12 protein-coding genes are annotated in these 12926 nt (G+C 28.7%); all 12 read right to left on the bottom strand.

Features of this window, described 5'->3' with window-relative positions:
• Nucleotides 1-75 precede the first annotated feature (75 nt).
• The 12 genes from KGF45_RS11460 to KGF45_RS11405 all read right to left on the bottom strand — a co-directional run bounded on the left by KGF45_RS11460 (nt 76) and on the right by KGF45_RS11405 (nt 12918).
• A complete protein-coding gene (locus KGF45_RS11460; protein WP_227842592.1) occupies nt 76-783 on the bottom strand; it encodes an SH3 domain-containing C40 family peptidase in 708 nt (235 codons plus the stop codon).
• A gap of 198 nt (nt 784-981) precedes the next feature.
• Nucleotides 982-2895 carry a polysaccharide biosynthesis protein gene (locus tag KGF45_RS11455; protein WP_227827541.1) on the bottom strand — a complete coding sequence of 638 codons (1914 nt, stop codon included), beginning with the start codon at nt 2893-2895 and terminating at the stop codon, nt 982-984.
• A gap of 84 nt (nt 2896-2979) precedes the next feature.
• Complete coding sequence (locus KGF45_RS11450) at nt 2980-4071, bottom strand: glycosyltransferase family 4 protein (RefSeq protein WP_227842591.1); 1092 nt, start codon at nt 4069-4071, stop codon at nt 2980-2982.
• A gap of 5 nt (nt 4072-4076) precedes the next feature.
• Nucleotides 4077-5444, bottom strand: coding sequence for a UDP-glucose dehydrogenase family protein (locus KGF45_RS11445; protein WP_413840562.1), 1368 nt, complete (start codon nt 5442-5444; stop codon nt 4077-4079).
• Entirely contained in the window at nt 5398-6150 is a 753-nt protein-coding gene (locus KGF45_RS11440; protein ID WP_227842590.1) for a glycosyltransferase family 2 protein, read from the bottom strand. Before KGF45_RS11440 ends, KGF45_RS11445 begins: the two co-directional genes overlap by 47 nt.
• Nucleotides 6151-6197: 47 nt before the next feature.
• Nucleotides 6198-7106 carry a glycosyltransferase family A protein gene (locus KGF45_RS11435; protein WP_227827544.1) on the bottom strand — a complete coding sequence of 303 codons (909 nt, stop codon included), beginning with the start codon at nt 7104-7106 and terminating at the stop codon, nt 6198-6200.
• A gap of 21 nt (nt 7107-7127) precedes the next feature.
• Complete coding sequence (locus KGF45_RS11430) at nt 7128-7877, bottom strand: glycosyltransferase family 2 protein (RefSeq protein ID WP_227827545.1); 750 nt, start codon at nt 7875-7877, stop codon at nt 7128-7130.
• Between the two features lie 28 nt (nt 7878-7905).
• Nucleotides 7906-9081: a CDP-glycerol glycerophosphotransferase family protein gene (locus KGF45_RS11425; protein ID WP_227827546.1), complete on the bottom strand. Its 1176-nt coding sequence runs from the start codon at nt 9079-9081 to the stop codon at nt 7906-7908.
• A gap of 14 nt (nt 9082-9095) precedes the next feature.
• Nucleotides 9096-9935, bottom strand: coding sequence for a glycosyltransferase family 2 protein (locus KGF45_RS11420; RefSeq protein ID WP_227827547.1), 840 nt, complete (start codon nt 9933-9935; stop codon nt 9096-9098).
• Nucleotides 9936-9937: 2 nt separating this feature from the next.
• Complete coding sequence (locus KGF45_RS11415) at nt 9938-11095, bottom strand: polysaccharide polymerase (RefSeq protein WP_227842589.1); 1158 nt, start codon at nt 11093-11095, stop codon at nt 9938-9940.
• A gap of 15 nt (nt 11096-11110) precedes the next feature.
• The gene (locus KGF45_RS11410) at nt 11111-11833 is read right to left on the bottom strand and encodes a glycosyltransferase (protein WP_227827549.1); all 723 of its coding nucleotides are present in this window, start codon (nt 11831-11833) and stop codon (nt 11111-11113) included.
• An 11-nt stretch (nt 11834-11844) separates the two neighbouring features.
• Nucleotides 11845-12918 carry a mannose-1-phosphate guanylyltransferase gene (locus tag KGF45_RS11405; RefSeq protein ID WP_227827550.1) on the bottom strand — a complete coding sequence of 358 codons (1074 nt, stop codon included), beginning with the start codon at nt 12916-12918 and terminating at the stop codon, nt 11845-11847.
• Nucleotides 12919-12926 lie beyond the last annotated feature (8 nt).

Here is a 12926-nt window from a genome sequence, read left to right as displayed (position 1 = left end):
TCACTTTCTATGTAAAACATTAAACATAACTATATTTAATGTTAATATTCAATCCTATGTAAATTAAATCTATTATTATTGTAAAACACGTGTAGCAGTTATAAGTCTTCTAGCATAATTAGTTCCTGGAGCCATACTAGTAACTTTTACTACATCTCCTGTTTGTGGTGAATGTATAAATTTAGAATCTCCTATATACAACCCAACATGATTTATTGAACCACCTGAACCAAAGAAAACTAAATCTCCTGCTTTTAATTCTGCTCTAGATACTTTCTTTCCTACTGTTGCTTGTGATCTTGATACTCTTGGTAAATTAACTCCTGCTCCATTTTTGTAAACATACGAAGTGAACCCAGAACAATCAAAAGAGTTTGGTCCAGTTGCTCCCCATCTATATGGTTTACCTTGTTGCTTAAATGCTAAGTTTAAAACATTTTGTACCTTTGCGTCTACATTTCCACCTTCAATAGTTAAATAATCTCCATTTACCCATCCTGTAACATTGTCAACTGTTCTTATTTTTATCCATCCATTTGAATGTAGTTCTAAAACTTCAACTTTGTCACCTGTGTTTATCTTTCCTACTATTGCATCATTTGCACTAGCTCCACTTCTCATGTTTAAGAAATCACATTGATCTACTGTCGCATTCATAGGTGAATTAGATAACTCTGCTGCACTAGCTGTTATTGCTCCTGCCTCTACTGTAACAACTCCTGCTATTAACACCATTGCTATAAATTTTTTCAATATATGTTTTTTATTTTTAATATTCATCATAATCTCAAATACCTAATCCTTTCGAAAATTTAACATTTTGTTCCTTCGTTTCCAATTCCTAATTAACATTCTAACTTACATCAAAATAAATTGCAACCTTTTTTGTAATCTTTTTGTAATCTTTTTGTAATCTTTTGTTTCTTTTTAGTATCTATTTGTTTCTTTTTGCTCCCCCTGGTTACAAATTAGAAATATATTCTACTTCTCTCGAGTTGTTGCAATTTCTTTGATATTAGCATCTTCTGGTTTAATGTAAGTTGGTACTAATTTTCTCATGACACCATCTATTTTTTCAGTTTCTTCATTGTTTGTAATTTCTTTTAAAAGTTTTAAGTATTTTGTTATTTTTTCTCTATCAACATCTATTGGCCTACCAATAAAAATCTTTTTATGCTCTGTATCTAACAGACCTTCTTCTGACATAAGAAGTTCTTCATACAATTTTTCTCCTGGTCTAAGACCAGAAAATTCAATTTTTACATCAACATCTGGTTCAAGCCCACTAAATTTTATTAAATTTTTTGCTAAATCCAATATTTTTACAGGCTCTCCCATATCAAGTACAAATACTTCTCCACCTTTAGCCATAGCTCCAGCCTGTATAACAAGCCCTACAGCCTCTGGTATTGTCATAAAATATCTAATAATATCTGGATGTGTAACAGTTACTGGTCCACCATCTTCAATCTGCTTCTTAAAAAGGGGAATTACACTTCCATTACTTCCAAGTACATTTCCAAATCTAACTGCAACAAACTCAGTCTGACTTTCATCATTCATTGTCTGTATAATCATCTCGGCAGCTCTTTTAGTAGCTCCCATTATATTTGTCGGATTTACAGCTTTGTCTGTAGATATGAGGACAAACTTCTTAGCTCTATATTTTGAAGATAAACCTGCTATATTTAAAGTTCCAAATATATTATTCTTTATAGCCTCACCAGGGCTTGACTCCATAAGAGGAACATGTTTATGAGCTGCTGCATGGAATACCACTTCTGGCTTATATTTATTAAATATTTCATCCATTCTTTTTTCTTCTCTTATTGAAGCTATTATTGCTTTTAAATCCAACTTATTTTTATATTTTCTAAGCAATTCTTGCTGTATTGCATAAGCATTATTTTCATAATTATCAACTATAATAAGCTCTTTAGGATTAAACCCTGCAATCTGTCTGCAAAGCTCTGAACCAATTGAGCCTCCTCCTCCAGTTACAAGGATTACTTTTCCTTCAATATAGTTACTTATCTCTTTTAAATTTGTTCTTATAGGCTCTCTACCCAATAAGTCTTCTATTTCTACCTCTCTAATCTGTTTTATATCAACTTTTCCATCTATAATTTCATAAATTCCTGGTATTGTCTTTATTTTACAATTAGTATTCTTACACATATCAATAATTTCTTTTTTTCTGTGTTTTTCTATGTTGGCAATAGAAAAAATTATTTCATCTACTTTATATTCTTCAACTATATCATTTATCTTTGAAGTTGTTCCTACAATCTTTACATTATGAATTATTCTTCCGATTTTATTTTTATCATCATCGATTATAGCTACTGCTACTTTTTTAAGTTCTGGATTTCGCTTTAATTCTTGTATAACCATCTCTCCAGCATCTCCTGCTCCAATTATAAGAATGTTAGAAACCTTCCCTCTAGAGTATGTCTTATTCATGACTATTCTTATAGCCCTGTAGCCTATTCTCACTCCACTTGTAAACATTATAATAAATATCGTATTTAATACATAAAGCATTATAGGATAATCGAGTCCCAATATTCTATTTATCACATAAGCTGGAATTAGATAAGCTAAAGTTGCAATAAAAATCGAAATAATTTCTTCTTCTCCTGCATATCTCCACAATGTGTTGTAACACTTAAACAATCTAAATGACACTATATGGAGTCCAATATATATACAAACTGAAATTATTACATTATTAACATTGAATACATCTAAATTGCCTGTCAAACTCAAAGACATTCGAAATGCTACTAGCACGCTACAAATATCTAGAATTAATAATGATAGTTGTCTAAATTTATATTTTTTTAAAAGCTTATTAAAAAAGCTTTCTTTCTCTAAATCTATACTTTCTCGCATAACTAGAAGCCCTCCATTAAACAGCAAAAGCTACGCACCTAAGCATAGCCAACAACATCTATCTTTTGCTGTATTTTTCAATTCTTATTTTTTATATTTATCTAATATAGAGTCGTATATTTTTTCTATATCATTAAAATTTAAATTAACTTCATAATTTTCTCTAACAAACTTACGCCCTTTTTTACCCATATTAAGTCTAAGCTCATCATTTTCCATTAGTTTTATTATAGCATTTTTTATTTCTTCTGCTTGCTTTGGCTCTACAATTAGCCCCGTTTCATTTTCCAATACAGATTCTGGATGCCCACCTACATTTGTAACAATAACAGGAACTTCACAAGACTCTGATTCTATTGCAGCTACACCAAAACCCTCTCTCAAAGAAGGAAATACTGTTACATCAAAAGAATTAAAAGTCTTACTGACATCCTCTGGAGATATTCTACCTAAAAATTGAACATTATCTTCCACGCCTAATTCCTTAGTCAGATTCACTAAGTTATCCATTTGACTTCCAGAACCACCTATTTTTAAAATTATTTTCTTTTCTTTATATTCATCTTTCAACATCTTAAATGCTTGTACTAAATATTCAATTCCATATTTTTTTTCCAAACTCTTTATAATTCCTATTACAAAAGCATCTTCTTTTTCTACTTCCATAGGTTTAAATCTATCCATATCTACTCCGAAAAAGGTTACATCTACATGCTTAGTTGTATATTTATTAGCTTCTTTAGCCATGTCTCTACTATTTGAAAATATATAATCTGCTTTTCTAAAGTTATGTTTTATAATTTGTTTTTGTATAAAACCATTGTTTGGGAAATCATAAATATCAGTACCCCAAACAGAAATAATATATGGATGATACCCAAGTAAACTACCTATAAATCCATAACTACTTGCATATTGTGCATGAAGTATATCTGGCTTTATTTCATTTACTAGTTTCTTTATTTGTTTTATTGAACCTAAGTATCCTGTTTTTTTAGAAATATTTTCATTTTTCAGTTCTTCTACATTAGAACCAAAGTCATAAATTTTAATTCCTTCCATGTGACCTCCATTTAAAGAGATAACATGAATGTTGTATCCTTTATTTTTAAAAAAACTACACCATTTTAAAGTATGAGGATTTGACCCATCAGCCAAATAACAAACAGTCTTCATAATATTTACCTTCCTATCGAATAATACTCAATACCTAGTTCTTTCATATCTTCAAGCTTGTAACAATTTCTTCCATCTAGAACTAAAGGATTTTTCATCTTTTCCTTATACTTATGTATATCATAATTTAAGACATCTTTCCACTCTGTCATTATAAAACATATCTCTGCATCTTCTATTGTATCATCTATAGATTTAGCATAAAGTATAGAATCCCCAAATATTTTCTTAGTATTTTCAACTCCTATTGGGTCAAATGCAGTAACTTTTGCTCCTCTTTCAAGTAAATATTTTATATTTGGAATAGATGGGGCTTCTCTTATATCATCAGTATCTGGCTTAAATGTTAATCCTAAAACAGCAACTTTCATATCTTGAAAGCTCTCTACTAGTTTAGATGCCTTTCTAACTAATTTAAGTTTTTGACTTTCATTCACTTCTATAGCAGCCTTTACTGTTTTTAATTCATAACCGTTATGCTCAGACAGCCAATGAAGGGCTTTTGTATCTTTAGGGAAACAAGAACCTCCATAACCTATACCTGCTTTTAAGAATTTACTTCCTATTCTATCATCATAACTCATTCCTAAAGCGACATCTTCCACATTAGCACCTGCTATCTCACAAAGATTTGCAATATCATTCATAAAAGATATCTTAAGTGCTAAAAAGTTATTTGATGCATATTTTATCATTTCAGCACTATTTCTATTAGTTACTATTATAGGTTGATTAAAAGGTTTATAAATTTCTTCCAGTATTCCTCTTGCCCACTCACTTTCCACTCCTATAACAATTCTTGAAGCATGTAAAGTATCTCTTACTGCACTACCTTGTGATAAAAACTCTGGATTAGATGCAAGTTCAACTTTTACATCATTTTTTAAGTTTTTATTTATATAATCTTCTATTTCTTCATTTGTTCCAATTGGTACTGTAGATTTTATTACTACTAAAGTATCTTTTGTTACAGTTTCAGCTATTTGCTTTGCAACTGCCTTTATATAATCTAAATTAGCTGAACCATCACTTCTTTCTGGAGTTCCTACAGCTATTAGTATTATATCTACATCTTCATAAGCTTTTTTATAATCTGTAGTATAATCTATTCTTCCTTTTTCATAATTTCTAACCATAAGTTCTTCTAGGCCTTCTTCATATATAGGTGCTATCCCAAGTTGCATTGATTTAACTTTGCGTTCATCTATATCAACACAAATTACATTTTCATTGCCTACCTCTGCTAGACAAACACCTGTTACTAGCCCTACATATCCAGTCCCAGCTATAGCTATTTTCATTTTTTTACCTCCAAGTATATAAAACTTATACTCTTTTTTTAATGGCATTAAAAACATAGAAACAAAATACATATAGGCTTTTTGGTAAACTTAAATTTTCAACATTTCTATAGGTATTCCAAGTTCGTTTTAATGCTTTTATCTTATTGCTTGATATAGAATTTCCAACTAGCCTATAATTCACTAAATCTTCCTGAATTCCATATGCATATTTTTCCTTTTTAAGTAATTGTAACCAAGTTGCAGTATCTTGTCCTCTTCTTACTAAAGGCATACTAAATTCACCTATGACATCCCTATCAATGACTACAGTAGAACACCCTATTATAGTATTTTTAAGTAATCCTTCATAGTCAATCTTTTTAGGTGCTCTTGCAACTTTACTCGTTTTTGTTCCATCTTGTCTCATATATCTATAAGATGTAAAAGAAAACCCGATATTTTCTTTTAACATATGTCCTATCTGAATTTCTAACTTTTTACTATCCCATAAATCATCACTATCTACAAATGCAATAAATCGCCCTTCCGCATTTTCAATACCAACATTCCTAGATACTGCAGCTCCAGAATTTTTTTCAAGCTTTATATATTTTATTCTAGCATCTTCTTTTTGAAAACTTTTTATAATTTCACTTGAATTGTCCTTAGAACAATCATCCACTAATAAAAGCTGCCAATTTTTATAAGTTTGATTTTGGATTGACTTTATTGTCTCTGATAAAAACTCTTCTGAATTATATACAGGAGTAATTATCGATACTAAAGGCTCATTCATATTTTTACTCTCCTTATATAGCAACTAGCAGTACTATACCAACAAGTTTACTTAGATACTAACTTTCTTTGTCCAATATATTTGTAATATCCTAATGGGAACAACACTAAATACAATAATTTATCAGATATTTTTTTGATTTCGCCAAAATAATGACTGTCAGATAACAATGAGTATCTAGCTAAATTTATGTAATTCTTTATCCACATATATGGATATCTACCTAAAGGATATGTATTTTGATTTATTAAATATAAAAACTCTAATGCTCTACCTTTTAATGCATTTTTATTTAATATATTCTTAGTCAAACCATCATCCAAATAATCTCTTATTATCATAGGTTTGTTTACACATTTAACTTTATAGTATTTAGACATTTCATTCCATACTACACTTTCTGGTAAAAATCTCACTTCTTTTCTTTCTGGAAAAGGAAATTTTATAAGCTCATCAGTTACAAATACAATGCTTTTATCTCCCTTAACACCATATTTAAAATATAGGTCTGCAAAGTGACATATTTTTTTATCCTCAGGCATTTCTGTGCCTATTAAATCTCCGCTTGGGTATACACAAAGTCCAACAACCCCACTAAATCCTTCTTTATTTTCTACAGAATTCCATTCATCATTAGCAATTTCAAGAGAATCTTTAATTAAACCATCATCACTATCTACAATGAAAAATAGTTCTCCATCTGCATTTTTCACACCTAGATTTATTGCAGTATGTTTTCCTCCATTTTCTTTGTATATATATCTTATATTTAATTTATCTTCTGATATAAATTTTTCAACTAATTCTTTAGTACCGTCGCTACTTCCATCATCGACAATCAACCATTCAAAGTCGTTGAAATCATATGTTTGAGCTTTTAAATCATTGTACAAATTTTCAAGTAAATGAGCTCTATTGTATGTTGGAGTAAATACAGTAAATTTATATTTATACATTAATTAAATCTTCCTCTCTATCTAACTTTTTTTAATTCCATTTATTCCATAATTAATAAAGTAGTATATAGCTTTGTATAGAGGTATTTTTTCTATATTTCTATATATATTCCAAGTCCACATAGCAGCCTTTATCTTATTACCACTAAGGGAGTTACTAGATTTTCTATATAATGCTAAAACTTCATTTATTCCATGAGCGATATGTCCTCTTTTCAATATAGATAACCACAAGACATAATCTTCATGTCTTACACCACTCATCTTAATTTCAAAATCCAGTTTAGACTTATCAATTACAACAGTAAGACATCCCAAAATATTTCCCTTTAATAACCTTCTGTAATCCACATTAGGTGGCACTTTTATTACTTTATTTAACTTTTTATCATTTTCGTCCATCAGTTCATATGAAGTAAATGAGATTACATAGTCATTTTCTAACATAAAGTTTACTTGTTTTTCTAACTTACTACTATTCCACTGGTCATCACTATCTAAAAAAGCTATAAATTGTCCTGTCGCATTACTTAATGCTAGATTTCTAGCATTAGAGACACCCTTATTAGTCTCAGTCTTTATGCATTTTATTCTACTATCCTGTTGCATATAAGATTTGACTATATTAGGACTATTATCTGTTGAGCAATCATCAATAATTAACATTTCCCATTCTTGATAAGTTTGGTTTAATACTGATTTTATGGTTGCTTCAATAAATTTTTCAGAATTATACATGGGAGTAATTATAGATACTAAATTCTTCTTCATATTACCTTCCTCATCATTTATAAAATATTTATTTAATTTTACTTAATACACAATCATATATCCTCTTGCAGTTCTTATTGTCATTATATCTGAAAAACTTATTTCTTTCATTTTTTTGGTTATCCATAACCTCAAAATTATTTTCAATAATATCAATAAGTTTATTCACAGCTTCATCATTATTATAAGCCAAAGACCCAAACATTTCACTTTTTAAATCTATATACGAATCAACTTTTTCCATATATTCATCTAAATCAAATTGATAAAATAAAATAGGTCTGTTCATATATAGAAAGTCTATGGCAACACTTGAATAATCAGTTATGTTTACAGCTGATTTTCTTATTTCATTTGCTAGAGTTACCCCTTTATCTAAAAATACAATTCGTTTACCAGTTATGTTTTCTTTTATATCATCTATAAACTCATGCATAAGATGATGCATATAAATTTTTACATTTATATCCTTCTCATCTAATATTTTATTTAATTTATCATCATTCAAGAAATTCATTATATTTTTAAAATAATCTGTATCTGTAAATTTTCCTGAACTAAATTTTATCCAGTCTCTCCATGTAGGAGTATATAATATATCTCGTGTTTGTGCAACTTCATTTGTTGGTAAATTGTCATATCTTGCATTTCCAATTATATAAACTGAGTCATCTAACATTCCCCAATCATTTACCATGACATTTCTTTCAAACTCAGAACTTGCTGTAACTATATTATAGCTTTTATATAGGTTATCTATAATATTTTTGAACTTTTTATTCATTGGTTTTCTCTTTTTAAAACTTATAGTTCCATGATTTAAGAACACTTTTATCGTCTTTTTATGAAAATAATTAAGAACAGGTACAGCAAAGTTATAAGGTGCTATATCTGCTGATGGCGCATGTGAAAATACTATAGCTTTTGAATTGTAATAATATAGATAGTTTTCTACACTTCCTCTTATTAATTTTTTGCCTGGAATTTTATCAAATACTTTACTGTCTTTATTTACTACCCAATAAGTTTCTACATCATTATGCTCTTTCAACATATACTCATAAAAGAACTTGGAATTATCATTGTATATATCTCCTGAATGTCCACCTATAAGCCAGATATTTCTACCATTAAACTTATGCTTACTAAATGGATACATAAAAAAAGCCAAAAGCATATTTATTAAAAATTTAACCTTGTCCATAAACACCATCCTCATTATAACTTATACTGTCTAAATCCATTAATTCTTCCTTTTATAGTGGCACTATGATAATCTCTGTTGGAACTCAATATAAGACCGCCTATATTTCTTACAAGTTTTGATGCCATAACCTTTACAAACTTATAATTCTTTCTATAGACTATTTCTTTTTTGCAAAGGGCTCCAAAACCTCTTCCATAGTTATAATCTTTTTGATACTTTTCTTTAGATTTAGAATGTTTTTTTGCAGGATGGTAAATTATATCATTCCCAAAGTATTTTCCTTTAAATCCTAAACTCAATAAGTTTAAAACATAATCTATCTCTTCACCAGCACCAAAATCTCCACCAACACCTAATTTTTCATCAAATCTTGTATATTCTTTCTCTCCATAATCAACAAAAAAAGTTATGGATGTTATAGTATTTAAAACGTTGGAACTTGTGATATCACAAGTTCCATCATACATTTTCTTAAATGCATCAATTTTATTTGCATCCATAGTTTTACAACTGTATATTTTATAATCTTTATTTTTATTAAAGAAGTTTATAACTTTTTCTAATGTATCATTTTCGTAGACACAGTCATCATCAGGAAAACCTATAATTTGCCCTTTAGCATTGTCTATTCCTACATTTCTATTATAACTTAATCCCATCTTATCGCTTTTTATATACTTTATATCTAACTTATCAACGTATTTATCAACTATCTCCCTAACTTTGCTATTATCGTTTTGATCTACTACTATAAGTTCAAAGTTTTTGTAAGTTTGATTTTCTAGGCTGTCCATAAGTAAATATATATCATCATATCTATTTAATGTTGGCATTATTAATGATATTAACATTACTACCTCCTACTTTTCACTTTCCACAAATCTACCTCTCTTTTATCGTTTAATATTACTTCTTTTATTAGTAATACTATTGCAAAACTAAATGAAGCTTCTAATAATAAATTTTCTGCAAAAGAGTATATTAAAAATAGAAATAAAGCTACTAAATACTCTTTTTTATCTTTTTCTATAAAACTTTCTATACCTTTATACATCAAATACATAAATAATATGCAAGCAACTACTCCTAGTACACTAATTATATATATATAAGAACTATCTAATGGATTAGTTGCTTTTATAGCAGCGCTATATGAATTTCCAAAAGGTTTCATAAAATTTCCCTCTTGAGCTAAGTATACATTCCAAAACTTAGGTCTACTTGCTAATAATCTATTTAGTACACTACTTTTAGAAAACATTATACCAATAAGTACACTAGATAAAGTAAGTATTATCGGTGATGTCTTTATAAGCATTGGTAGTCCTTTTACTTTTTTTAGGTCTATCAATCTTATTATTTCTACAAATATTAATCCTCCTAATATAGTAAAAAAACCAGTTCTACTATATGTAGTTTGATAAACAAAAAATGCAGATCCAAATAAAATTATTCTATCCCATTTATTATAGTTTTTATATCTTAAGAATATATATGCTGCATATATAGTAACCATATGATAAAATACCCCATTTGGATTACCAAGTCCAAAATCCATTCTTGTAACAAGCGTATCTAATTTTCCTATATATCTATAGTGGACTTCCTGATTAAATACTAATGAAGGAAATAAATTAAATAATAATATAGCTCCTATTAAAAAACATGCAGATATTATTAAATAACTTTTAACTATATATTTATCATCTATTTGTTTAGCTGATACAGCTAGCAAAACAATTAATAATATAGCCCCTTCTCTATTTAATATATAAAGTAATACACAGGCTCCAACTAGCACCATTTCTGTTATACTTTTTCTCTTATCAAATAAAAAAAGTAGCATTAGTATTCCTATTGAAGAATAAAATAACGCTGATTTAATCATCCCTATACTCATATCTGGGTCAATAAATGATATCATATACTTTCTAAGTAATATGATAAACAAAACAAATATATAAAGATATTTTTTAATCATAATATTTCTATCATCGTTTAAAGTCTTCATTTCACTTTCTCCCTTTTAGCTTCGTAAAGTATTACTTGCAAATATTTTACAACACTTCCATATCTTATTTACACCTGTTAAGTGCTTGCTTTCTAAGAAATAATTTCTTTTCTTAGCCCAACTTTTTCCCCACCAATGTATTCCATAAGTATTTTCTGTAATACATTCTGGTGTAAAGTCTTCTTTAAATCCAAAAGGATAAAAATATTCTTTATCATAGACACGGATACCTTCTTCATAGTTATTTTGGTCAATCTTTTTATAATTTTTTTCCATAAGATAAGTCATAACCTTTGGTATTGTAAACAATGAAGAAGTCAGGACTTCTTTTTCATAGTACTCTAATAAGTCTTTAAAAAAAGGATGTCCTTTTTCTACACCTACTATGGCTGCATTCATGTATTCTCCATCATCTTCATATCCACATATAAGCCTATTATTTTCTAAAAGAGGAGTTATATCCTTTAATATTTGCATATCTGTATCCATATAAACTCCACCTTGTTCATAGAGTACTCTTATTCTTGTATAATCTGATATGAATGCCCAAAGCTTTCTTTTATAACATTCTTCCAAAAACTTATTTCCTTTTATTTCTTTCTCTATATCAAAGTTTTTTTCATTCCACTCTACTATCTCATATTCTGGAAGTTTCTCTTTCCAGGAATTTATACATATATTTTCTATATTTCCTTTTGGTCCACCAAACCATACATAATGTATTTTTTTAGGAATCAAATGAACACCTCCTACATATATTCTTGTCTATCTTCTTCTTTTAATTGCTCTACTATCTTTTTGACATCTTGAGCTTTATCTTTTCTACAAACCATAACTGCATCATTTGTAGATACTACTATTAAATCACTAATACCTATTGTCGATATTAATTTGTCATCTGAATATATAATTGAGTTTTTAGTATCTATAGTAATATTTTCACCTCTTTTGATGTTACCTTCATCATCAGTTGGATATATTGCACCTAGAGAGTCCCAAGAACCAACGTCATTCCACCCAAAATCACCAGGAACTACTATAACATCATTACTTCTTTCCATAATACCATAATCTATGGAAATTGATTGTATTGTTGGATATATTTCTTTTATTTTTCCTATTTCTTCTTCTGTTCCTAAGTAATTACTGATTTCCTCTAATTTTTCATATACTTTTGGTAAGTATCTCTTAAAATCTTCCAATATCTTAGATACTTTCCATACGAACATTCCACTATTCCATACATATTTTTTAGAGTTTACATATTCTTTAGCAATTTCATAGTTTGGCTTTTCTACGAACTCCACTACCTCATATGCAACATTTTCTATTGTGTTTTCTCTATTGAAATTTATGTATCCATATCCTGTTGATGGAAATGTAGGAGTTATCCCAATAGTTACTAGTTTATCATTATTTTCTGCTATATAGATAGCTTTTTCTAAAATAGATTTAAATTCTTTTTCATCTTTTATATAATGGTCAGCTGGATATACACACATAACACCATCACCATATTTTTTCATTATGTTAAATGCTGCAAAACCTATAGCTGCTGCCGTATTTCTGGCACATGGTTCTGGCAAGATATTGCTATCTAAACATTTATCTTTTACTGTATCCTTTAAAGCTTCCAATTGCTTCTCATTAGTTACTATAAATAAATCCTCTTTTTTTGCTAGAGAATCTATTCTATTTATAGTTTCATTTATTAAAGCATCTTCTCCACTTAAATTTATAAGCTGTTTAGGTACTTCTTGTCTACTAAGTGGCCAGAAACGAGTCCCTCCTCCACCAGCCATTATGACATTGTATGCTTTCATTATTTATC

It is taken from the genome of Clostridioides sp. ZZV14-6154 (assembly GCF_020657785.1).
In the GTDB taxonomy this organism is placed as follows: domain Bacteria; phylum Bacillota; class Clostridia; order Peptostreptococcales; family Peptostreptococcaceae; genus Clostridioides.
Note: the sequence above shows the minus strand (reverse complement) of the source record. Positions and strands in the feature narration are given on the sequence as shown.

Excerpts from the sequence above, each read along its gene's own strand:
- KGF45_RS11460 (WP_227842592.1), bottom strand. The coding sequence starts at position 783 with ATGATGAATATTAAAAATAAAAAACATATATTGAAAAAATTTATAGCA.
- KGF45_RS11405 (WP_227827550.1), bottom strand. The coding sequence starts at position 12,918 with ATGAAAGCATACAATGTCATAATGGCTGGTGGAGGAGGGACTCGTTTC.
- KGF45_RS11435 (WP_227827544.1), bottom strand. The coding sequence starts at position 7,106 with ATGTATAAATATAAATTTACTGTATTTACTCCAACATACAATAGAGCT.
- KGF45_RS11455 (WP_227827541.1), bottom strand. The coding sequence starts at position 2,895 with ATGCGAGAAAGTATAGATTTAGAGAAAGAAAGCTTTTTTAATAAGCTT.
- KGF45_RS11430 (WP_227827545.1), bottom strand. The coding sequence starts at position 7,877 with ATGAAGAAGAATTTAGTATCTATAATTACTCCCATGTATAATTCTGAA.
- KGF45_RS11415 (WP_227842589.1), bottom strand. The coding sequence starts at position 11,095 with ATGAAGACTTTAAACGATGATAGAAATATTATGATTAAAAAATATCTT.
- KGF45_RS11440 (WP_227842590.1), bottom strand. The coding sequence starts at position 6,150 with ATGAATGAGCCTTTAGTATCGATAATTACTCCTGTATATAATTCAGAA.
- KGF45_RS11450 (WP_227842591.1), bottom strand. The coding sequence starts at position 4,071 with ATGAAGACTGTTTGTTATTTGGCTGATGGGTCAAATCCTCATACTTTA.
- KGF45_RS11420 (WP_227827547.1), bottom strand. The coding sequence starts at position 9,935 with ATGTTAATATCATTAATAATGCCAACATTAAATAGATATGATGATATA.
- KGF45_RS11425 (WP_227827546.1), bottom strand. The coding sequence starts at position 9,081 with ATGGACAAGGTTAAATTTTTAATAAATATGCTTTTGGCTTTTTTTATG.
- KGF45_RS11445 (WP_413840562.1), bottom strand. The coding sequence starts at position 5,444 with ATGTATTTTGTTTCTATGTTTTTAATGCCATTAAAAAAAGAGTATAAG.